The sequence below is a fragment of the Treponema parvum genome, assembly GCF_017893965.1.
In the GTDB taxonomy this organism is placed as follows: Bacteria; Spirochaetota; Spirochaetia; order Treponematales; family Treponemataceae; genus Treponema_D; species Treponema_D parvum.
This window is the reverse complement of sequence record NZ_CP054142.1, coordinates 391852-415446: the sequence shown is the minus strand read 5'-3', so window position 1 is coordinate 415446 and position 23595 is coordinate 391852. Positions and strand designations below refer to the sequence as shown.

The following is a 23595-nucleotide window of genomic DNA, read 5'->3' as shown; positions in this document are numbered from 1 at the left end:
GACTTTTTCCATTATAATCGCTCCTATGAATATTCTTTCAATAAATGCTCTGGCCATGCAGGGGCGAGAAAGTCCTCTTTTTGAGGGCGTAAGCTTCGGTCTTAACTACGGTGAAAAGGTCGCCGTTATAGGCAAAAACGGAAGCGGAAAGTCTACGCTGCTTAAAATTATTGCGGGAATATTGCAGCCGAGCGGAGGTTCCGTCGTCATAAACAAAGAAGCGGGCGTATCTTTTTTGCCGCAGGATCCCTCGTATGACAAAAACGACACAATACTTGACCATATATTTAAAAGTCCTTCCCCGAAACTTAATATAATCCGTAAATACGAAGAAATCTGTGAAAAACTTGCTTTTGAAAGTACAAAAGAAGGCGCTCTCGATCGGCAGTTTGAAGACCTCAACAGGCAAATGGAAGAAAAAGATCTGTGGAATTACGAATCGCAAATTTCATCAATACTGACGGCGCTCGGAATAAAAAACATGCAAAGAAAGATGTCGGAGCTTTCAGGCGGAATGATAAAAAAAGTCGCTTTAGCCCAGGTTTTGGCAGAAGACACAAAACTTCTTTTGCTCGACGAGCCTACAAACCACCTTGATATAAGAACGATAAGCTACCTGCAAGACTATCTTGCTTCATCAAACCGCACGGTGCTTATGGTAACGCACGACAGATATTTTTTAGACAACGTGTGCGATACTATCTACGAGCTTGAACGCGGGACGCTAAAATACTACAAAGGGAACTATTCATCCTATCTTGAAAAAAAACAAATCGAAGCTGAGATTGAAGCGAATGCCGACCGCCGCATTGAATCCGTCCTGCGGACGGAACGCGAATGGCTTTTGCGAGGCCCCTGCGCGCGCGGCACAAAAGCAAAGGCAAGAATTCAGCGCGACATGCAGCTTATAAACCGGGAAAAATTTAAAGCCGACAAAGAATTTTCTTTTGAAGTTTCAGGAAGAAGATCAGGCAAAAAAATTCTTGAATTGCACGGCATAAGTAAAAATTTTCCCAAGGGCTATGCTGAAAAAGAAATTTCCAAATCATTTGACGCCGATGCGTACGGCAAAGAGCCGGTAAGGGTGACGACGGCCGCCGTTCCTTCTCCCGTATTAAAAAATTTTTCTTATACATTCAGTAAAGGGCAAAAAATCGGCATATTCGGCGATAACGGCACGGGAAAATCCACCTTGGTAAACATAATAACCGGAAAAATTTCCCCGGATTCCGGGAGCATCATAAAAGGCGAAAATACGGTATTCGCGCATTACGAGCAAAATCCCGTCTTTCCCGACAAAGAAATGACCGTTCTTGAATACGTAAAAGAAGCGGCGGAAATCATCAAAATCAATGACAAAAACTCTGTAAGCGCTGCCCGTTTTTTGGAAGAATTCGGTTTTGAAGGCAAGATTCAATATTCGCCCGTTTCTGCTTTGAGCGGCGGTGAAAAAAAACGTCTTTTGCTTGTGCGGCTTCTCATAGGCAATCCTAATTTTTTGATCCTCGACGAACCGACCAACGACTTTGACATATTCACTATGAACATTCTTGAACGGTTTCTTACGGAATACGAGGGCTGCCTTCTTGTGATAAGCCACGACCGCTACTTTATGGACAAGGTTGCCGACACCCTTTTTATACTTGAAGACGACGGAAGCGTTTCAGGCTTTGCAGGAAAATGTTCCGAATATATTATGCAGGAAAAAAGCCGCTCGAAGCATAAGGAGAATAAAAAAGATAAAATCGATAAAAAGGAAAAAAGCAGCCGGAATAAAACGTCGGTGCAAAATTCCGTTTCTTCCGACACGGGAATAAAAAAACTTTCATTCAAAGAGCAAAGGGAATTCGAACAGATTGAAAAAGACATCGAAACTCTTGAAAAGCGCAAAAAAGAGCTTGAAAATATTATGTCGGACGGCAAAACGGATTTTTCAAAAATCGGAAAAATAAACGCCGAATATCAAACGCTATCCTTGTCGCTGGAAAAAAAATATGAAAGATGGGAAGAACTGGCGTAACGGATCCGCCGGTAAGACTCCTGTAAAGCCCCGAGGGAAAACCGAATCTGTGTAAACGTCGGTATTACTCGGCGCCGCATTGTGCCACGAGCTCTGTAATGTGCTATAATCCTTAAAACTATGAACACTGAAATTTCAATAACTTTAAATCCCGAAGATGAAAATAAAAATCTTGTCATACTCCAAAAGATAATTAAGGAATTAAAAAAACAAAAAATAACCGTTCCCCAAGCCGGTTCTAAAGATAAAATAAGATTTGTAAACATAAAAAGATCCGTAGACGCGCGGCATGCAAAAGTAAAACTTTATATGCGCTACAAGGTATATATAGGCGAACGGATCGAAGATCAGGATATAGGACAAAAAACAGTCGGCGGGGCAAGCTGCAAGGCGGAAACCGGAAGGCAAGATTTTTTGCCGATCCGGAAAATAGAACACGGCGATGGCGCTAAAAAAGTTGTTATAATAGGATCGGGTCCTGCTGGACTGTTCGGCGCGCTGCGGCTGCTCGAAAACGGAATAAGACCCGTGATCATTGAGCGCGGAAGCAATGTTTCTCAAAGAAAGCGCGACATTGCGCAGATAAGCCTTAACGGCGTTGTGGATCCTAACAGCAATTACTGTTTCGGCGAAGGCGGAGCCGGAACTTTCAGCGACGGAAAATTATACACCAGGAGCAATAAACGCGGCGACGTTTCGCGCATATTAAAAATACTTGTGTATTTCGGCGCGGATCCTGCGATCTTAACCGATTCTCATCCTCACATAGGAACGGATAAATTACCGAAAATCATCGATGCCGTGCGCTCAACAATAATAGATGCAGGCGGAGAATTTTACTTTAACACTCTGTTTACGGATTTTTTGTTTGACGGGCGGTCAAATGCGAAAACCGTTTGCGGCGTGCGCGTGCAAAACACAAAGACGGGCGAAAGCTTTCAATTGGATGCTGACGCCGTTCTTTTGGCTTCGGGGCATTCCGCTTCGGACATATACTTTACGCTGGCAAAGACCGATCCTTCATCGCTTGAAGCGAAAACCTTCGCCGCCGGAGTCCGCGTAGAGCATCCCAGAAAAATCATAGATAAAATTCAATATCACGGCAATGCGTCAAATCTTCTTTCCGCAGCCGAATACAGTCTGACCACTCAGGCAGAAGGACGGGGAGTATATTCGTTTTGTATGTGTCCCGGCGGATTCGTAGTTCCTTCTTCAACAAGCTCCGCCGAAATCGTCATAAACGGAATGTCGCAGTCTTCAAGGAATTCTCCGTGGTCTAATTCGGCCGTAGTCGTAGAAATCCGGCCGGAAGATATTCCCGAAAGGTTTACGGAAGAAGCAAAGCAAAAAGGATGCGTTGCTCTGGCAGGACTTTTTTACAGAACCTATCTTGAAATTCAAACGAAAAAACACGGCGAAGGCCAAAAGGCGCCCGCCCAAAGGCTCTGCGACTTTCTTGACAAAAGGCCTTCACAGGAACTTCCCAAATCAAGTTATTTTCCGGGACTCGTTCCAAGCCGTTTGGATCTATGGCTCGATTCTCACATCAAAACCCGCATTGAACAGGGATTTAAAAATTTCAACAAAATGATGAAGGGCTTTATCTGCCCTGAAGCTATAATAATCGCAAGCGAAACCCGCACGTCCACTCCGGTGCGCATATTGCGGAGCAAAGAAACGTTTGAAAGTCCCGCCCTTAAAAACCTGTTTCCTGCAGGGGAAGGCTCAGGATATTCGGGCGGGATAGTGTCGTCGGCGATGGACGGGGAAAACGCCTGCGCCGCTATTGCAAAAAAACTTAAATCGTCTTCCTCATAGCTTTTCTAAAATTTCTTTCGCTTTTTTTTCTATTGCAGAAGCCGTGAGCCCGTAATGTTCAAGAAGCTCGTCATAGTTTTTTGCACTTGTGCCGTAACTGTCTTTTATTCCCACCATTCCTATGGGGAGCCTTGAAGCGCAAAGCGCTTCCGCCACGGCGGAACCTATTCCGCAAAAAACGTTGTGTTCTTCTGCGGTTACGACGGCCTTAACGCCCGTACACTGCGCCTCCAATTCTTTTAAATCAAGCGGCTTAACGGTTGAAAGGTTTACCACGCGGGCGCTTATTCCGCCTTTTTCAAGATTTTCAGCGGCTTCAAGGCTTTTTAACACCATAACGCCCGACGCAAATATTACGACGTCTTTGCCTTCACGCAGTCTTGTCATCTGCCCTATCCTGTAGGGCTTTGCCGGATCCGTAAGAACCGGAAGATCGGAGCGGTTTATGCGCAAATAAACCGGGCCTTTGTGCGCCAGTACGGCTTCCATCATGCTCTTTGTTTCTACGGAATCCGCGGGACTTAAAACCGTCATATTGGGAAGAACTCTCATTATTCCTATGTCGTCGATACTTTGATGCGTTTTTCCGTCGCCGAAATCCGAAAGCCCGGCCGAAGATCCGCAGATCAAAACTGTTAAATTGGGAATTGCGATCGAAGAACGTATCTGATCGTAGGCGCGCCCTGACGCAAAAACCGCGAACGTGCTTATAAAAGGAATTTTCCCCGTAAGAGCAAGTCCTGCAGCCGTAGACGCCATATTCTGTTCCGCGATACCCATCTGAAAATATCTTTCGGGAATCTCATTTGCAAACATTATGCTTTGGGTAGATTTTCCCAAGTCGGCTTCGAGCGCCACCACGCGTTTATCTTTTTTTCCAAGCTCTACAAGTTTTTCACCATATGCGCTGCGTAAACTTTCATATTTCATTGCATTCCCCCTTTAGACTTCCAGCTCTTTTTTCATGGCTTCAATATCTTTTTTGCACTGTGCAAACTGCTCTTCGTTAAGAGCTGCGTTATGGAACTGAGCCTTTCCTTCGGCAAACGGGAACCCTTTACCTTTTACGGTATTCGCTATGATCATGGTGGGAACTCCGAAAGTTTTATCCGCTTCAAAAACCGCATCAAGAATCTGCGATATGTCATGACCGTCTATTTCAATGACGTGCCAGCCGAAGGCAGTCCATTTTTCTTTAAGATTATCCACAGGAAGAATTTCATCTATGGGACCGGTAGCCTGTACTTTGTTTCTGTCTATAAACACGCAAAGATTGTCCAGCTTGTAGGCGGCCGCGCTCATTGCCGCTTCCCAAATCTGTCCTTCTGCAAGTTCGCCGTCGCCGCATATACAGAACACCTTCGCCGGATTTTTATCAAGTTTAAGCGCCATCGCGATTCCTTGAGAGACGCTTAAGCCCTGCCCCAAAGAACCGGTTACGGCTTCAAGACCCGGAGTTTTGTCTATGTCAGGATGTCCTTGAAGCATTCCGCCGAGCGTCTTTACTTTTAAAAGCTCTTCCCTGCCGAAATAGCCCAGTTCCGAAAGCCCCGCATACTGAACCAGCACCGCATGTCCCTTACTTAAAATAAGACGGTCCCTTTGAGGCGCTTTGGGATTTTTGGGATCAAGCCCCTTCATCCTGTCAAAATATAAAACCGTAACTATATCTGCAGCTGAGCAGCTTCCTCCAAGGTGTCCGATCTTTCCGGGCGGAATCATTTCAACAATGTCTTCCCTGAGCCGCACCGCCATTCGTTTTAAGTCTTTTATTCTCTTTGCGTCGTATTTCATGTGTTTTCTCCCATTAAAATCAATAACAAGTTACTCCGCCGTCAACGGTAAGAGCGGCGCCGTTTATAAAAGAAGCCTCTTCGCTTGCAAGAAACAAAACAGCTTGTGCAACGTCCTGAGCGGTGCAAAGCCTTCCGAGAGGAACTTCGCCGAGCCGTTCCGCACACCATTGCGGATCTGAAAGCATTTTTTCAACCAGAGCCGTCTTTACAGTGCTGGGATGTATGGAATTGCTCCGTATGCCGTCTTTCGCATAGCGCGAGGCAACCGCCTTTGTGAGCATAGTGACGGCACCTTTTGAAGCGGTATAAGCTTCAGGCGTGTATTTATGACCTACGAGACCGCACACTGAAGAAGTGTTTATTATCGCGCCCGAATGCTGTTTTCTCATTACGGGAATCACATACTTACACCCTAAAAAGACGGATCCTGTATTAACCGTCATCATGGTATTCCATTCGGAAATATTCATTTCTTCTATAGGTTTACGGATATTTATACCCGCATTGTTTACAAGCACGTCAATTTTACCGGTTTGTGCGACGACGCTTTGAACGACGCGTTTCCAGTCTTCTTCGCTTGTGAGGTCGATTTTTTCAAACCGCGCGTTACCGCCTTCGGCATTGAGTTTTTCGGCTAGAGCCGATCCCTTTGTTTCTTCCATATCGAGAATAAAAACCGCGGCCCCGTTTAGGCTTAGAACTTCCGATATTTCAGCTCCAAGACCTCCCGCTCCGCCCGTTATAAGGCAGACCTTATTTTTTACGTTGCTCATGCTGCAACCTCCGTATGAGTTTTCAGCTTGTATGTTATATTACAAGTCGAGATCGTTCATTAATAAGCGATGTTTGCCTAAGGGCAAACTCGATGTTAAAAGACGCCGCGCCTATTCAGCGGCGGCTTTTAAACGTTAAAAGCACATAATCTGTAAACCGATAATCTTACCTGCCGTGAAGATCCAAAAGCATCTCCTTTAATCTTTCTGCGGTAACCCCGATGTGTTCCCTCATCAATTCAACAGCTTTATTTTTATTCCTCTTCTTTAGGGCTGAAAGAATTTCCGTGTGATAGTGAATGCCGTCTTTACGCCCCAGCTTGGAAACCGTAGTTTCCATTCCCTTCCTCAGCATTTCAAACATAAGATCGTTCATTTGGATTATAAAGCTGTTATGCGAAGCCTTTGAAATGGTCAGATGGAATTTAAGGTCGTCGTCAATGAATTTCCGTATGTCAACGTCGCTCCTCTTCATATCGGTAACCAAGCGCTCCAATTCGGCAAGCTCTTCGTCCGTTATGCGCTCTGCGGCTAAAGCTATAGCGCCCGGTTCGTTTATGGAGCGGAATTCGATTATTTCAAGCAGTGAAGGCGGATCCATCGTAAAAAGCGGGAGCAGAATATTTTTTGTGCAATTTTCAAGCGAAATCTGTTTTAAGAACGAACCTTCCCCCTGCCGCGTTTCAACTATGCCCATGGCGGCAAACCGCTTTACGGCTTCTCTGACTGAAATTCTGCTTACGTTAAAAGCCGAAGCCATTTCATTTTCGGAAGGAAGTTTGTCGCCTGCTTCCCATACGCCGGCTTTTATCTGATCAAGCAGCTGATCGAATACCTGATCGGCGATTTTTTTGGAAGCGATTTTTTTGAGCGTCGAAGTTTTTCTTGCCATACTTATATGATAACTTATAACGGACATTTGTCAAGTACTAAGTATGTGTAGGGCGGATCGAACAGACGCATCAAGCCAGGCAAATCGAGCGGCCGTACAGGAAAATATAAAAAAGTCCGTACTCCCTGCAGCGCCCTGCCGTCCGCCGCAGGAAACTTCGCGCTCATTGCAAGACGCCGCGGGATACGGCGCAAAACCTCATATCAGTTTTCTTTCCTTCCACTTTCCTTTTGAAAACCGCCGCACGAATAAAAAAGAGCGCATAAGCCAGTCGAGAATCATCGCATACCAGACGCAAAGAGCTCCGAACGAAGAGGGCCAATTCATGAATTCTACAAGGCCGAATATTCCCGTCCATTTAAAAACATAGCTGAAACCTATGCGCAAAATCCACATGGAAAGTATTGAAACGGTCATAGTGTAGGCGGTGTCGCCGGCGGCGCGCAATGCGTTCGGGAATGCAAAGGCAAGCGGCCAAATGAATATTGAAAAACAACTGTGACTCACGCTCATGAGCCATGCCAGGCGTGTCGTTTCCTGCGACATGCCGTAAAAACTTAAAATTTTTGAACAAAACAAAAGGATCGGAATATTTATAATGAACACCGAAACATAGGCTGTCGCTGTTATTTTTTTTGTAAAGTACACCGCTTCTTTTTGTCTTCCGGCGCCAATACATTGACCCACAACCGTAAGAATGGCAAGTCCGCATGCACTGCCCGGAAGTGTTTCAAGCATAGCCATAGTATTTCCTCCTGCGTTCGCGGCGATTGCGGAAGTTCCGTAACTTGAGACAATGGAAAGTACGAGTATTTTTCCAATTTGAAATACTCCGTTTTCAAGTCCGCTCGGGATACCTACATAAAGTATTTTTCTTATGATTCTAAAATTCAGCCTTACATGTCCCACACCCTTGATGGAAACGGCCGTACGACCGTGATATTCTTTTGCACCGTATAATAAAACTATCAATACGGACGCTGCTATAAGGCGAGAAATCAGCGTAGGAAGCGCGACTCCTTCCACGCCCCAGTGCAGATGGAACAGGAAAAACGCATTGCCGCTTATGTTAAGAATGTTGATGAGAACCGAAATAAGCATGGACACATAGGAATTTCCTTGCGCTCTGAATAAGGCGGCGCATCCGCTGTAAAGCGCTATGCCCGGCAAAGAAAAAAGCGTCCAAACAAAATATTTTTGACTTGCAGCGTAAACGTCGGCTTCTATGCTTCCGAATATCACGGACAAAATCCACGAACGCGAAAGAAAACCCAAAACTACAAGGAATACTGAAATGATTATAAGCGAATACAAAAGCTGTTTTGCCGTTTCGCCGGCAAGTTTTTCATCTTTTTTTCCCACATACTGTGAAGCGACTACTGCGCCGCCGGTGCCCAGGGCTGCAAATACCTGAATTACAAGAACCATGACGGCGTCGACGAGAGAAACGCCCGAAACCGCAGCCTCTCCCAAAGAAGCGACCATCATAATATCGGCTATGCCGAGCGTTATATTTAAAAGCTGTTCGATTATGAGCGGCCAAATGAGATTAAGCAGATCCGTGTTTGAAAACAGCAATGAGGACGTATCTGTGTTCGATGAAAAGCGTTTAAGAAATTGGAATGACATCAATCACCTGCCGCAGTATTTAAAAAGTCTTTCCATCTCTACGCCTGCTAAAAGCACTATCCCGATACCGTGAGTATCATTCAATCTGGGCAGAAGATGTTCCGCATAATATCTGGGCGTAAATGCAAATTCCGAGCCGCGGCATACGCCGTAGACATTTCCTTCCGCATCGATGGAAAAACGCTCTATCGCTCTCCACGCTTTGACGCACGATTTTTTGTACTCTTCAACGTTTTCAGTAAGCCATCCGTTTCTTATTCCGCGCGAATAAGCGCAAATGAACATCGCCGTACATGAAGTTTCACGGTAACTTTCCGGCATATTGAGAACCTGTCTCCACATTCCGTCATCGTTTTGCCGTTTTAATATTCCCGCCGCAAGTTCCCTAAAAAATGCGGTCAGCTCTTTTTTCAAAGGATGCAAATCCGGCAAAAAACGCAAAATTTCCGACAAAGAAAAGATCGTCCAGCCGTTGCCTCTGCCCCAAGGTACGCCGGTGTTCATCTTTCGGCCGAAATCGTATACGTGCGCCATTAAAGAATTTTCCGGCATAAAAAGGAATTTTTTAAAACCCAAAAACTGCATGGCGGCGTCCGTCAAAATTTTTTCATCGTTTTTTAAAACCGAATAGCGGCACAAAAACGGAACGCTCATGTAAAGATCGTCGGCCCACATAGTACCGTTGTGAAAACCGTGCATCATGCGCTTTCTGAAAAAAGTTCCGTCCGGCAGGCGAGATTGTTTTTTGATTATGTAGTCGCCTACGTATTCCGCAATCCGCCTGTAAAGATCTTCAACGCTTTCCGAATTTTCAGAAGCGCAGCCGCCGTGAGCTTCAGCCGTCCTTTCGCCGTCCCAAATTTGCGCATCCGTGCAAAATTCAAGCATCGTCGAAGCGAACGAACCGCAGTCGTCAAGGCTGTCTATCGAAGTAAGAAGATGGTGAACCGCCGTCGCCCCCGTAAACTGCTTTTTATCGAAAAGCGCATAATCGAACGTCTTAAGCGAGCGTAAAATATGAGCTTTAACGTAGTCTGAAATTTTTTGCGATAACTCCGGTAAACCTGCGCTTTTTAAATGCCGCGCCGTCTCGGTAAGCCCGTACAAGGTAACTCCGAGCGGATAGTTCCAATGGGCAAAAAGAGGCGCGTCATTGTACAGCCTCAGCCATCCGCCGGGCATATCGATCCGCCAATAGGTTTTTTCGCCGTCCGCGCCCACAAGCGCATTCCTGTCGAAATTGCCGTCAAGAAGCTGAGCCGGCGAAGTCTTTTTAAAAGGACCTGCGAACATCCACGGGAAGCGTTCGGGTCTTTGTGTAATTAGGGGATTGAGCAGACGCACCCTGTGTCCTTTTGAATTTTTTACCGTTACGGAAAAATCCGCCTCGTGTTTTAATGAAAGGACTTTAAATATCAAAAAGATATTGTGAATTCCATCTCCGCACGAAATTTCTTTTTTTACGCGCAGAGCGCCGCGCAATTCAACGCCCGTTTTTTTTTCACACTCAGCATTTCTCTCAGATTTTGCTTTGTATGATTCATCCTCACGGGCTTTGACGCCGCCAAGTTCCGCTTTGTCAGGCCCGACATCGCAGAGCTTTACGCCGTCTACATAAACTTCAGCTTGCAAAGAAGGCGAAACATCGATTAAAAAAGCGTACTTTTGAGAACCGGAGTCCGTCTTTGGGGATACGAATACAGTGCGCGCGACAAAGGTCTTATTTACAGGATCATGCAAAAGTCTGCCGAAAATGCGGTTTAAAACGCCGGATCTTTGCTGTTTTTCATCCCAGCTTGCGAACGGGACGAATAGGGAAGTTTTAGCAGGAAGCTTTTTTAAAGCGTTTTTTTGCGGATACGTATAGTCAAAGCCTTCAATATCCCGAAGCCCCTCGCGTTCATGCAAAAAATAATAATCGAGTTTCCCCAGCCATGTTCCGAATTCCGCGCCGAAGCCGGCCCTTGTTTTTGTGCAGCGGACGCAGAGGCTGTTATACCCCGCCCTTACGGGAATATCAATAGTGATCGACTTATTTTCGTATCGTTCGTCCTCAAAGGTCGTTCCGTAGACAGCTTTATTGTTCATATAGATTTTTACCGGCCCGAACGGAATAAACAAAAACTTTATGGCCCCTGAAGACCGCGCAAAATAACGCCCGCAAAAATAAACATAACTGCCATCTTCCGCATCCGGGAATAATTTTGAGCAGTCGGCCGTATAGCGATAATCGGGGTTTCTGCTTATGTCGTAAAGCGAAAAAGGCCGAACGGTAAAAGGCTCTTCGGGATTCACATTCATATACCGTGACGAAACTGCGGACAGTGTTTTTAAAATATCGCCGTTCGAAATTTTTTCTATGCTTTTTTCCGGTTTAAAATAATCAGTCATATTCTTATTATAACACAATTTCATGGGACAATCGCGCCGGAATAGGTATCGGACGGCGCTCGCTTTCTTCCGGAAAGCTCGCTTGCCAACAGTCAGAGCAGCCTGCGCCAGTTGCCGCTGCCTCGCGTTTTGCCGTTACGGTTGTCATTATAATTTCTTCTTTGACTATTTACAAAAATCGGCGATTGCCGCATTATCCGTAGTATGTTTAAACCGGAATTAATTTCGTCCTTGCGCACTTATAATATGAAATCGTTTTTTGCAGACTTATCTGCAGGAATTATCGTAGGAGTCGTCGCTCTCCCGCTCGCCATAGCCTTCGGGATCGCAAGCGGCGTAAAACCGGAGCAGGGTATTTTTACCGCTATAGTTGCAGGATTTTTAATATCCGCGCTGGGCGGCAGTAAAGTCCAGATAGGAGGCCCTACGGGAGCCTTTGTAGTCATAGTATACAGCGTCGTGCAGCAATACGGATATTCCGGGCTGGCCATAGCCACAATAATGGCGGGCGTCATGCTTATTCTGCTGGGAATTCTGAAACTGGGAGGGCTTATCTCATTCATTCCGTATACGATCATCACCGGTTTTACGGCGGGAATCGCAGTTACGATTTTTACCACTCAGATCGGAGATTTTTTAGGACTCGCGGTATCCGGAATGCCGGGAGATTTTTTTGGCAAAATAAAAGTATACGCAAAAGCGATCGGTACGATCGATATATATACGTCGATCGTGGCGACCGTTTCGCTCGCTGCGATTTTTATCTGGCCGCGCTTCAATAAAAAAATTCCGGGTTCCTTAGTCGTTATTGTACTTTCCACGATCGTATGCCTTACGCTTAAAAAGGTCTTCGGATTTGAAATTGCCACGATAGGGAGCCGCTACGGTGAAATTCCCGTAGGCCTGCCTTTACCGAAAATTCTTTCATTTTCAGGCGCCGAGATAAAGGAGCTGTTTCCCGTAAGCGTATCCATAGCCATGCTTGCGGCAATAGAGTCGCTTTTGAGCGCGGTCGTGGCGGACGGCATGACGGGAACAAAGCATAATTCAAATACGGAATTGATCGCCCAAGGCATAGCGAACATCGCAAGCCCGATTTTCGGAGGAATCCCGGCGACGGGCGCTATCGCACGAACGGCTACAAACATTAAAAACGGCGGGCGCACGCCGGTTGCCGGAATAATACACGCACTCACCCTTCTTTTGATCACATTTTTTTTAGGACGCTATGTAGTTTATATTCCGATGGCGGCTCTTGCGGCGGTCCTTGTTTCGGTTTCATGGAATATGGCGGGGATCCCCGCCGTTCGCGAGCTTTTAAAAGGGCAAAAATCGGACAGCGCCGTTTTATTCATAACTTTTTTTCTTACGGTATTCATAGATTTGACAGTCGCCATAGGCGCAGGACTTTTGTTTGCAGCCTTCTTCTTTATTAAAAAGATGGTAGACATTTCGACAGTCCGCGAGTACGGCGACATTTCCGACGGTCTCATATCGGAAAGCGAAGGTGAAAAACCCTTGAACGTTCCAGACGGTATTTTAGTATACGAAGTTTTAGGTCCGCTTTTTTTCGGCACCGTGCGGAAATTTGAAATCGCGGTGGAAAGGGCGGGAGTGGAATACAGGGTTTTGATCTTGAGGCTGCGCCACACAAACTACCTTGACGCCGGCGGAATAATGGTTTTAACGCAGCTTAAAAACGCATGCGACAAAAAAGGCATAAAAATAGTCTTGGCGGGAGTACATCCGCAGCCCTTAAAATTACTTACAAAGACGGGAATGGCAGAAAAAATAGGAACCGAAAACATCTTTGACAACTTTGCAGGCGCCTTGAAACACGCCGTAAAAATAAGAGACTGAATGAAAAGCCTCCGACGCCTTTACTGAGATATTACGGATTTTAAAAACTGCTTTAAGCGTTCGCTCTTAGGCTGTTGGAAAATTTGCTTGGGATTTCCTTCCTCTTCGATCTTGCCGTCGGCCATAAAGACTACCCGTCCGGCAACTTCGCGCGCGAACCCCATTTCGTGAGTGACTACGATCATCGTCATGCCGTCTTCCGCAAGTTTTTTCATGACGGACAAAACTTCGCCTACCAGTTCAGGATCAAGGGCGGAAGTCGGTTCGTCAAACAACATGATCTTAGGTTCCATCGCAAGAGAACGAGCAATCGCTACACGCTGCTGTTGCCCGCCCGACAGATTGTTGGGATATTCGTTTATCTTATCGCTGAGCCCTACCCGCCCCAAAAGTTCCACAGCCTTATCCCTGGCTTCTTTTACGGGAATTTTACGCACATGGACGGGGGCGAGCATTACGTTTTCAAGGACGGTTTTGTGCGGAAACAGATTAAAACGCTGAAACACCATTCCCACGTCCAAAAGAAAACGCATTCTTTCATGGGAAGGCAGTTTGAATTTTCTTTCCCCGTTTTCATAGTGATCGAGCAGATTATCTTCGATATATATTTTACCGTTGTCAATCGCTTCAAGGTGGTTTAACGTGCGCAGATAAGTCGATTTTCCGGCTCCGGAAGGCCCTATTATGCACACAACTTCTCTGGATTCCACGGACAGCGAAACGTTTTTAAGCACTTCAAGTCCGCCGAATTTTTTACATATATTTTCAGTCTTTATCATCGACATAAAAAGCTCTCCTAAGTATTTTCATAAACCGAATATTTTTTTTCAAGACTGCCAAATACGAATGAAAATACTGCGGTAATGATCAAATACAATATCATCGCAGGAATATAGACCAAGGCGGAAGCCGTAGATGACGATATGCTTCTGGTTACCTTTGTGATATCCGCAAGCGCAATGATCGAAACAAGCGAAGCGTCTTTTAAAACCATTATGAATTCGTTTCCTACCGGAGGAATAAGCCTTCGTATCGATTGGGGAACTATCACAAGCTTCATAGTCTGAGCATAACTCATGCCGAGCGCGTGAGAAGCTTCGAATTGTCCCTTGTCTATAGATTGAATGGCGGCGCGGATTATCTCTGCGGTATAGGCTGCGGAATTCAGCGCAAACGCAATGAACGCCGCAAAAAAACGATTGTTTATCGTAAATACCGGAGAGAGCTGGGGCAAACCGTAATAAACAAAATAAAGCTGCATTAAAAGCGGCGTTCCCCGAAAAAAGAAAATATAGCCGGAACAGATTTTGTTCAGCCATTTTATCTTTGACATCTTTCCGAGCGCTAAAAACAAGGCGAGAACAAGACCTGCGCATACGGCTACCAGCGTAAGCGAAATAGTGATTTTTGCGCCGTCTAAAAGGCTCGGTATCCATCCGATTATGTCTTTTAAAAATTTCATTTAGCTAAGTCCTTGCATCTTTGATAGAATCGAACCGGATCGGCCGGCCGCACAAGATTTCAAAGCAAAATATGCGGCCGTGGAAATTCAGTTAAGATCCGAAACTATGTCGCTTCCGAAATTCTTTTCCGACAATTTTTTAAGAGTGCCGTCGGAGCGCAGCTGAAGCAACGCTTTATCTACGACGGCGGCAAGTTCCTTGTTTCCTTTTTTCATCGCTATTCCCAAAAATTCTTCGGCCTTTCCCTGCCACGCAATTTTGTACGGATTGTTGGGCTTGGAAACATAGTCAATGGCGACAAGGGAATCGGAAACTACGGCGTCGCAGCGGCCGTTCTTCAGATCGGCAAAAGAATTCATCGCGTCGTCATATTCTGCGGCGGTAAATTTCAATCCGGCTTCGGCTTTTGTGGTCATAAAAATATCGGACGTGGATTCGGTAAGATAGCCTACCGTAAGTCCCGTAAGATCTTCCGGAGCGGAAATTTTTAAGGCAGAATCTTTTCTTATGATTATCGACTGGCCGTTTCCTACATACGGCTTTGAAAATTCAAACGCGTCAAGGCGTTCCGGCGTAATGGTAACTCCGGAAATTATACAGTCGTATTTATTGGTATTGAGACCGGCAAATATCCCTTCCCACGCAACATCTATAAATTTCGCTTTAAGTCCGAGCTGCTTTGCAACGGCGTTTCCGAGATCTATATCAAAACCCATAGCGGTTTTTCCGTCCTCGCCGTAGTATTCAAACGGCGGATAAGCGACGTTTACTCCTATCTGCAATTCCCCGGACTTTAAGACCATGCTTGTTTCAGATTTTTTAGCACATGAGGCAAAAAACAAAATTGAAGATCCTACGATAAATAATAAAATTTTTTTCATATAAACTCCCAAGCCGATACCTTGGAATATAAACCGTATCGACAGCAATGAGTATAAGAGGTCAGCGGCAAAGCGTCAATAAATGAAAATATATTCTAAATGCAAAGAAAATGCAAAACGGAAACTCAAAAACGCAAAAAAATATCGCGAAATTTTATTTTTTATATTATACTTATGTTCATGAATATAAGATTTACCGTTTCCGTTAAAAAGAAAGACGGCGCGATAGCTTTATCCGTAAAAGGTGAAAATGAGCTTTTTGCTTTTTACAATAAAATTTACGAAGAAGGCGACCGCATAGAAATAGAGCCTTCGGATAAGAATTTTTTTGCCATAGTGCAGATTGATCAGGCGTTGCAACCGTCGTTCGTCTACTGCACCGGCGCGTTTTCTTTTCCGATTCCTTTCGAAGAAAAAAAGCGATGCTATCCGCAGCAAAGTTTTTCAGGCGAGGGGCATTATATTTACATAAGAAAAGCCCGTTCCGAAGAGATTGAAGCAAGAAAAAACCTAGCGTTAAATCCGTGCGACTGGCATGAAAACGCAACTTTTTTTCCGCATGCGAGCGCAAACGTCGAAACGCGGGGAGAATCCATTTTTTTTGCAAGAAATGCGATCGACGGATGTATTGCAAACGATCACCACGGAAGCTGGCCGTTTGCAAGCTGGGGAATAAACAGAGATCCGGCAGCGGAACTGCGCATAGACTTCGGAAGAGAGGTGTGTGCGGACGAGCTTGTGTTTTACCTTAGAGCGGACTTTCCGCACGACGCTTGGTGGAAAAGCGGAACCGTTCATTTTTCGGACGGAAGTTCGTACGTAGCGGAATTTATAAAGACGGGAAGCGCTCAGCGCTTTAAAATGGAAAAGAGGACGTTCTCTTGGCTTACCTTAGACACTCTCATAAAAGCCGACGATCCGTCGCCGTTTCCGGCTTTAACCCAGCTGGAAGTTTTCGGAACCGAAGCGAATTAGTTTCATGCCTTGTCGCCCCCGTAAAAAATTTCTTTTACGATCGAAAAAATTTCTTTATCTTGGGACTTAAACACGAAAGATTCGCTTTTTTGAAAAGATAAGCTGAATTTTCCGTCTTCGCCTTGCTGCATAAAAGGAATATAGTCTTGGGCTTTTTGTTCAAAAAAAAGCCAGCATTGCAAAAATATAAGATCGCTTCCGATCGTGTACTGTTCTTTAAGTGCAAGAGGACTTACGATCTTAGCCTTAATGAACGTCTTGTCGTCGCCGTCTTTTTCATTCGCTTCTTCGACGGCTTTAAACAGGTTGTAAGCCGAAAGCAGTCTTTGCTCGTCAGTAAATATGTCGTCCGCCTGAGCGGAATTTTCACCCAAGGCCTTATGAGGGAACCGGTATTTTTTATACGTCGAAACGACCGATTTTTTAAATGCAAAATCCTTTTCGGATATAAGCCTTTTCAGGCGGCTGTCTTCGCCGTCTTTTAGGCCGATTTTTGCGTCGCGATTGGCTTTGTTAAAACGCTCAAGTTTGCTTGAAAATTCCGAAATCGCATTTGTTATTTTCATCGTTACTCCTTGAGCGTACGCTTAAAATTTATTTCATCAGTTCCTTTACGGCTTCGGCGATTTTTTTATCTTTGCAGGAAGCGAAAAAGAGTTTTTCAAATTTTTCACCGGCAAAGGCTCCCCGCACAAGATCCTTATCGAGGCTTTTTAAAATGGAAACAAAGTCTTTAAATGCAGCTTTTCTCACTCCGTCAAGAATTTTTTTATTCCTCTGTTCCGGAACGGCGCGTTCTCTGGGATAGCCTTGTCCGCTCGGTTCGCAAAAAAGTTTTTCAAAAATATATTCAAGATTAAGGTCGCCGCCCCAGCCGAAACCCTTTGCAAAAGGCAGAGCTATCGCATTTCCGTCATTGATCTGAGCAAAGGTATAAGCGTCGAGCGGATCTTCCACATGGCCGCATATTACGCCCGGAAAACTGTTTAAAGCGAGCATCGCACCTTCGCCCGTTCCGCATCCGGTAATCACATAATCGGCGGCTCCGGAATTCAAAATCGCAGCTCCGAGTATTCCCACTTGAACATAAGTGAGTTCGGCCTTGTCGTCGGCGGAATACATTCCGTAATTTACGACTTCAAAGCCCATCGGTTCCACGACTTTTTTAAGCGCATTCAAAACTATTGTGTTTTTTGCCGCCTGGCTGTTTTCATTGATCAAAGCAATTTTCATAAAAACCCTCCTATAAAAACTTTTGCAGGAAGTTTCAACTTCCGAAAAAGTTTTTAGCCGTGCGCTAAAGCGCACACGTCAGATAATCGAGTTTGCAAAATAAAGTATATCGTATCCATTCGATTTTATCGGCACGATACGTAATATAAGTCTTCTGCAAACATCCGCGCAAACTCGAAATAAAAAGTGACGGCGATATTTTAGACGTCGCTTTTTATCATACCTCCTACTAAAAAATTTTTATCGCTTATAGTGATCTGTCCCGCAGACCTCTGCGGGGCAAAAAATCGAACCCGGTTTGGGCAAAAACTATCGCCGCGAACATAAGAGCGCAGCCTATGATCATGTGTCCCGTCATGTTTTCGCCGAGCAGAACTGCGCTGAAAAATACGCCGAAGATTGCTTCCGTAGACAAAAACAGCGCGGCTAAGGAAGACTGTAAATATTTAAGGCACACGTTCTGCAAAACAAAGGCAACCATAGTGCTGAATATTCCCAAATAAAGCATTGAAAAAACAATCTTGGAATCTTCTAACGCACCGCCGGGAAAGGGTCCGTCAATAAAAGGAGCCGCTATCCATGAAAATATCGCCGCAAAAACAAACTGAAACACCGTCAGCAAAACAGGATCGCGGTTTTGATCGTAATGCGCGGTAAACAGAATGTGAACCGCATAAAAGATTCCGCATATGAGCGTGAGCACGTCTCCTATGTTGACCTTCAGAGCGCCGCCTTTGCCCTTTAACACAAGCATACCGATACCTGCCAAGGCCGTCAACGCAGCGATAAACACGTGACTCTCCGGACGGCGCTTTTTTAAAGGCCATCCCAAAAGCGGCACAAGTATGACATAAATCGCCGTTAAAAAAGCGTTTTTTCCGGCGGTGGTATAAACGCAGCCCACAGTCTGAAAAGAATAAGCTAAAAACAGATACAAGCCCAAAACGGCGCCGTACTTCAAATAAGAAAAATTAAACGCAAAAAGCCTTTTCGCGTAGACCAGAGCGAGTGCAAGAGAAGCTATCGTAAAACGGAAGGCGAGCATGTAAATCGCAGGCACACAATCAAGGCTGTCTTTTACTATCACAAAGGCAAAACCCCATATACAAGCCGCACATAGCAACCCAAGCCCCGAAAACATCGAAACGAATCTTTTATTCATCAGTTTTCTGTTTTACAGTTACCGGAACTTTTTTCAGCTTCCATATGTCGCGCACATACTCTTCGATCGTTCTGTCGGACGAAAATTTTCCGCTGTTTGCAATGTTTTTCAACATCATCTTAGCCCAGTGAATTCTGTCGTTGTATTCGGCTTCTATCTTTTCATGCGCTTCGCAATATGCGTTAAAATCCGCAAGAATGTAATACACGTCCGGCCTTTGTCCTTCAACGCCGAAAACCAGAGAATCGTACAGCTCTTTAAACAATTGCCGCGAAGGATCGTATGTGCCGTCGACAAGCTGTTCCACAACCTTGGCCAGTTCCGGATTTTTGGAAAAATATTCCTGCGGATGATAGGAATTTTCCGTCTGTATCTTCAATATCTCATCCGTCTTCAGTCCGAAGATGAATTCGTTTTCGACGCCGGCCTCTTGTACTATTTCGATATTCGCTCCGTCAAGGGTACCCAGCGTTATCGCTCCGTTCACCATAAATTTCATATTGCTCGTTCCCGAAGCTTCTTTTCCGGCCGTAGAAATCTGCTCCGAAACATCGGCGGCGGGGAAAATTTTTTCTGCAACGCTTACCCGGTAATTTTCAATAAACACAACTCTCAATTTTCCGCGCACGCGGCGGTCGTTGTTCACATGTTCGGCGACTGTGTTGATCAGTTTTATTATAGCTTTTGCGCGGCGATAGCCGCTTGCGGATTTTGCGCCAAAGATAAAAGTCCTCGGATAAGGATTGTAAGACGGATCGGCAATGAGCTTGTTATAAAGATACATGATGTGCAAGATGTTTAAAAGCTGGCGTTTATATTCGTGCAGGCGTTTTACCTGAACGTCAAAGATGCTGTCGGGATCAAGAAATTCGTTCTGGGTTACTTTAAGATATTCGGTCAGCCGCCGTTTGTTTTCCTGCTTTATTTCCAAAAGTTCTCGTAAAGAGGCTTCGTCGTCCAAGTATTTTTCCAGTTCCTTTAACTTGGTCAAATCCTTTATCCATCCGGGGCCTATTCGTTTGGTAATAAAGTCCGCAAGGAGAGGATTGGCGGACAGGAGCCACCGCCGCTGCGTTATTCCGTTTGTTTTGTTGTTGAATTTCTTAGGATAAAGTTCAGCCCAATCTTTCAATTCCCTCGTCTTTAAAAGTTCCGTGTGCAATTCGGCGACTCCGTTTACGCTGAAACAGGAATGGATAGCAAGGCGCGCCATATGCACCATGCCGTCCGCAATGATCGACATAGCGTTGTGTTTTTGGTAATCGCCCGGATATTTTTCACGAAGTTCGATCAAAAAACGGCGGTTTATTTCTTCTACGATTTGATAGATTCTGGGTAAAAGTCCCTGAAATATATCGATAGGCCATTTTTCCAGAGCTTCGGCAAGTATCGTATGATTGGTATAGGCGAACGTCTTTACAACAATGCTCCAAGCCATATCCCAGCTGACACGGTATTCGTCTACGAGAATACGCATCAATTCAGGAATCGCGACTACGGGATGAGTGTCGTTAAGCTGTATTACATTACAGTCGGAAAATCTTGAAAAATCAGTACCGTATTCCGAAACAAAGCCGTGTACTAAATCCTGAAGGCTCGCGGATGAAAAGAAATACTGCTGCTTTAAACGCAATGCCTTTCCGCTTGGCCCCGAATCGTTAGGATACAACACGCGGCTTATGTTTTCAGCGCTGATCTGCTTTTCCACAGCACGCGTATATTGCATATCGTTAAACAGCTGAAGGTTAAATCCGTCCGGCGAAGAAGCTTCCCAAAGGCGGAGCATTCCGACGGTATCCGTTCCGTAACCTACGACGGGAATATCAAAAGGGGTCGCCGTGACGGCTTCGGTATCTTCAAGATTAAAGCGCTCTTGTCCGTCAGGCGTTTTTCTGTACACTATCTTCCCGCCGAAATGCACCGTAACGGCCAAATCGCTCCGCTTTATTTCCCACGGATCTCTGTGCGTAAGCCATCTGTCCGGATATTCCACTTGAAATCCGTTTTCTATGCGCTGTTCAAACATGCCGTATTCATAGCGAATTCCGTATCCTCGCGCAGGATAGTCGAGCGTTGCAAGGCTGTCCAAAAAACAGGCGGCAAGCCTTCCAAGACCTCCGTTTCCCAGTCCCGGCTCAGGTTCCGTATCTTCAATCACGTTCAGGTTAAGATGAAAACCTTTTAGAATGTCTTCAACAGCTTCTTTTATTTCAAGATTGATCAGATTGTTTCCTAAGGAACGTCCCATAAGAAATTCCGCGGAAAAATAGCATACACGGCGCATTCCGGGTTCTTTTTCGTATGTCCGCCGAGTGGCGATCCACTTATCCACAACCGTATTCATACATGCCGAAGCGACGGCGTCGTAGATATCGTGCCGCGTAGCGATCGCAATGTCCTTTCCGTACTGCTGGCGCAGACGAGTCATCAATATATTTTTAAATTTTTCCTTATCAAATTCCATTTTTTCCCTCCGGATAATTTGCAAGAGACCTTCTGTTCTGTAATATATCTACGCTTTGTAACAGCACCGCGCTTCCTGCCGGTACTACGTATCGTTTTTGCGACGGAAGGATTTCTTCGTCTCCCGGATCGCAAATATCGTTCGGTGAATAAGCGGACGTATCGACTACGCGCCGCCAACTTTTTTCTGCGGGCAAGGGCGGCAGGACGGCTATGCAATCCCTGTTATGCATATTTACTGCAAGATAAAAGTTGTTGTCTTTTAGGCCGTTAAAGCTCTGCATACTGTCGCCGTCAAGGCGGCATGCTAAAAAATGTTTCATCTTAGGCCAATCGGGTTCCTGCCCTTCGGCATTATACCAAATTATGTCGGGCAACACACCGCTTTGCAAATCTCCGCCTTTAAAAAAGGCGGAACGCCTGAATACGCAGTGAGCTTTGCGAAGCTCTATAAGCTTACGCACGAAGCGCAGAAGATCCGCGTTTTTTTCGCATAAAGACCAATCAACCCACGAAACATCGTTGTCTTGGCAATAAGCATTGTTGTTCCCTTTTTGCGTCCTTCGGAATTCGTCTCCCGCAAGAAGAAGAGGAACTCCCTGCGAAATGATCAGAAACAAGAGCATGTTTTTTATAGATATGAGCCTTTGTTTTTCGATTACAGGATTATCGCTTTCACCCTCTATTCCGTTGTTATAGCTGTAATTGCAATCCGAGCCGTCACGGTTATTTTCGGCGTTAGCCTCGTTGTGTTTTGCCAAATAGCTTACAAGATCGTTAAGAGTAAAACCGTCGTGCACGGTAATAAAATTTATGGAATATTCGGGGCTTGAAGACATATAAAGATCGGAACTTCCGGCAAGCCTTGTCGCCATCTCCGTTACCATAAAATTTTCACCGCGGAAAAACCGTCTCATTCCGTCACGAAATTTGTCGTTCCAGCTGCACCAGCGCCCTCCGGGGAATTTTCCCACGTGATAAGCTCCTGCGGCATCCCACGCTTCGGCGATGATTTTTGTGTTACGCAGAACGGGATCTTCGGATATGGCGCGCGTGAGTATCGGAAATTCTTCCAGCGAGCCGCTTTCGGAGCGGCAAAAAACGCTTGCAAGGTCGAAACGGAAGCCGTCTACGTGCATTTGCAAAACCCAATAGCGCAAGCAATCGATTATAAAGCGTACCGTTACGGGATGATTGCAGTTCATAGTGTTGCCGCAGCCGGTATAATCGTTATAAAATCTGCGGTCGTCGTTTTGCAGAATATAGTAAATGTTGTTTGCCAATCCGCGGAAAGAAAAAGTGTGCCCCATATGGTTGCCTTCGGCCGTATGGTTAAAGACGACGTCCAGAATAACTTCAATGCCCGCGCTGTGAAAATCCTTTACCATCTGTTTGAATTCCGTTACGACTTTGGAATTCTTCCCTGCGGAATAAGATTGTTTAGGCGCAAAAAAGCATATCGTGCTGTATCCCCAAAAATTTTTAAGCCTCTTTCCCGTCGCAGGATCCGTTCTGTCCAGTTCGTTTTCATCAAATTCGAAAACCGGCAAAAGCTCCACCGCCGTTATTCCGAGTTTTTTTAAATACGGAATTTTTTCCGCAAGGCCGCAGAAGGTTCCGCGTTTTTTTGTTTTTGAAGTTGCAGACATAGTAAAGCCGCGAACGTGTAATTCATAAATTATCGTATCGTGCAGCGGGATATTTAAAGGAACGTCGTTTTCCCAGTCAAAATCATCGTCGACGACGATACACTTCGGAAAAACGGATAAGTCGCACTTGTTTGAAACTTTTCCGCCGGCTTTGATTCTTTCAAGTTCCTTTGCAGTATCGCCGACAGCGCGGAACGCATTAAAAACGGAACCTTGGGTGAGAGCCTTGGCGTAAGGGTCAAGCAGATGCGCTTCGCCGTCAAACCGCAGCCCTTTTTCAGGCGCATATTCTCCGTCGGCGCGGAAAAGATACAGATCTCCCGCCTTCAATCCTTTTACAAAAACATGCCAAACGTCGCCCGTCCTGTTGATTTCAGGGTCAAAATTCAAAACCGCATAAGGCTCCTTATCTTCTGCGGATCTAAAAAGTTCCAAGCGGACAGCTTTTGCGTCTCTGCTGAAGACGGCAAAATTAACTCCGCCTTTCTCGATGGAAGCCCCAAGGGGAACCGGAGATCCCCTGCAACAAGTCAGACACATATTTTATATATTATCACAGTTTTGATTAAATACAAATGGCGTCGCATTGA

General features: G+C 45.3%; 18 protein-coding genes. 4 read left to right on the top strand and 14 right to left on the bottom strand.

Features of this window, described 5'->3' with window-relative positions:
• Positions 1-25 precede the first annotated feature (25 nt).
• Both HRQ91_RS01965 and HRQ91_RS01960 read left to right on the top strand, forming a co-directional pair.
• Positions 26-2020 (top strand): ABC-F family ATP-binding cassette domain-containing protein, encoded by a 1995-nt coding sequence (locus tag HRQ91_RS01965; protein ID WP_210120018.1) that lies wholly within the window; start codon positions 26-28, stop codon positions 2018-2020.
• A gap of 120 nt (positions 2021-2140) precedes the next feature.
• A complete protein-coding gene (locus HRQ91_RS01960) occupies positions 2141-3838 on the top strand; it encodes an NAD(P)/FAD-dependent oxidoreductase (RefSeq protein ID WP_210120017.1) in 1698 nt (565 codons plus the stop codon).
• Here the strand turns inward: HRQ91_RS01960 and HRQ91_RS01955 are convergent.
• The 6 genes from HRQ91_RS01955 to HRQ91_RS01930 form a co-directional block, all read right to left on the bottom strand.
• The gene (locus HRQ91_RS01955; RefSeq protein WP_210120016.1) at positions 3833-4768 is read right to left on the bottom strand and encodes a transketolase family protein; all 936 of its coding nucleotides are present in this window, start codon (positions 4766-4768) and stop codon (positions 3833-3835) included. The genes HRQ91_RS01960 and HRQ91_RS01955 overlap by 6 nt on opposite strands.
• Positions 4769-4780: 12 nt before the next feature.
• Complete coding sequence (locus tag HRQ91_RS01950) at positions 4781-5632, bottom strand: transketolase (RefSeq protein WP_210117177.1); 852 nt, start codon at positions 5630-5632, stop codon at positions 4781-4783.
• A 19-nt stretch (positions 5633-5651) separates the two neighbouring features.
• Entirely contained in the window at positions 5652-6407 is a 756-nt protein-coding gene (locus HRQ91_RS01945; protein ID WP_210120015.1) for an SDR family NAD(P)-dependent oxidoreductase, read from the bottom strand.
• 166 nt (positions 6408-6573) lie between these two features.
• The gene (locus tag HRQ91_RS01940; protein WP_210120014.1) at positions 6574-7299 is read right to left on the bottom strand and encodes a FadR/GntR family transcriptional regulator; all 726 of its coding nucleotides are present in this window, start codon (positions 7297-7299) and stop codon (positions 6574-6576) included.
• A gap of 198 nt (positions 7300-7497) precedes the next feature.
• On the bottom strand, positions 7498-8928 hold the full coding sequence (locus HRQ91_RS01935; protein ID WP_210120013.1) for an MATE family efflux transporter: 1431 nt from the start codon (positions 8926-8928) through the stop codon (positions 7498-7500).
• 3 nt (positions 8929-8931) lie between these two features.
• On the bottom strand, positions 8932-11319 hold the full coding sequence (locus tag HRQ91_RS01930; protein ID WP_210120012.1) for a glycoside hydrolase family 88/105 protein: 2388 nt from the start codon (positions 11317-11319) through the stop codon (positions 8932-8934).
• A gap of 246 nt (positions 11320-11565) precedes the next feature.
• Between HRQ91_RS01930 and HRQ91_RS01925 the strand changes: the two genes are divergently transcribed.
• The gene (locus HRQ91_RS01925; RefSeq protein WP_246473254.1) at positions 11566-13179 is read left to right on the top strand and encodes a SulP family inorganic anion transporter; all 1614 of its coding nucleotides are present in this window, start codon (positions 11566-11568) and stop codon (positions 13177-13179) included.
• A gap of 20 nt (positions 13180-13199) precedes the next feature.
• Here the strand turns inward: HRQ91_RS01925 and HRQ91_RS01920 are convergent, their stop codons facing one another.
• The 3 genes from HRQ91_RS01920 to HRQ91_RS01910 all read right to left on the bottom strand — a co-directional run bounded on the left by HRQ91_RS01920 (position 13200) and on the right by HRQ91_RS01910 (position 15523).
• Entirely contained in the window at positions 13200-13958 is a 759-nt protein-coding gene (locus HRQ91_RS01920; RefSeq protein WP_210120703.1) for an amino acid ABC transporter ATP-binding protein, read from the bottom strand.
• Between the two features lie 17 nt (positions 13959-13975).
• Positions 13976-14641 carry an amino acid ABC transporter permease gene (locus HRQ91_RS01915; protein WP_210120010.1) on the bottom strand — a complete coding sequence of 222 codons (666 nt, stop codon included), beginning with the start codon at positions 14639-14641 and terminating at the stop codon, positions 13976-13978.
• Between the two features lie 87 nt (positions 14642-14728).
• A complete protein-coding gene (locus HRQ91_RS01910; RefSeq protein ID WP_210120009.1) occupies positions 14729-15523 on the bottom strand; it encodes a substrate-binding periplasmic protein in 795 nt (264 codons plus the stop codon).
• A gap of 180 nt (positions 15524-15703) precedes the next feature.
• Between HRQ91_RS01910 and HRQ91_RS01905 the strand changes: the two genes are divergently transcribed.
• The gene (locus tag HRQ91_RS01905; RefSeq protein WP_210120008.1) at positions 15704-16498 is read left to right on the top strand and encodes a carbohydrate-binding protein; all 795 of its coding nucleotides are present in this window, start codon (positions 15704-15706) and stop codon (positions 16496-16498) included.
• A gap of 2 nt (positions 16499-16500) precedes the next feature.
• Here the strand turns inward: HRQ91_RS01905 and HRQ91_RS01900 are convergent, their stop codons facing one another.
• The 5 genes from HRQ91_RS01900 to glgX form a co-directional block, all read right to left on the bottom strand.
• Positions 16501-17064: a hypothetical protein gene (locus tag HRQ91_RS01900; protein ID WP_210120007.1), complete on the bottom strand. Its 564-nt coding sequence runs from the start codon at positions 17062-17064 to the stop codon at positions 16501-16503.
• A 28-nt stretch (positions 17065-17092) separates the two neighbouring features.
• Entirely contained in the window at positions 17093-17731 is a 639-nt protein-coding gene (locus HRQ91_RS01895; protein WP_210120006.1) for an RpiB/LacA/LacB family sugar-phosphate isomerase, read from the bottom strand.
• A 247-nt stretch (positions 17732-17978) separates the two neighbouring features.
• On the bottom strand, positions 17979-18893 hold the full coding sequence (locus tag HRQ91_RS01890) for a DMT family transporter (RefSeq protein WP_210120005.1): 915 nt from the start codon (positions 18891-18893) through the stop codon (positions 17979-17981).
• The gene (locus tag HRQ91_RS01885; RefSeq protein ID WP_210120004.1) at positions 18886-21357 is read right to left on the bottom strand and encodes a glycogen/starch/alpha-glucan phosphorylase; all 2472 of its coding nucleotides are present in this window, start codon (positions 21355-21357) and stop codon (positions 18886-18888) included. Before HRQ91_RS01885 ends, HRQ91_RS01890 begins: the two co-directional genes overlap by 8 nt.
• Positions 21347-23545, bottom strand: a complete 2199-nt coding sequence (gene glgX, locus HRQ91_RS01880) for a glycogen debranching protein GlgX (protein WP_210120003.1) — start codon at positions 23543-23545, stop codon at positions 21347-21349. The genes HRQ91_RS01885 and glgX overlap by 11 nt, the downstream gene beginning before the upstream one ends.
• Between the last annotated feature and the right edge of the window lie 50 nt (positions 23546-23595).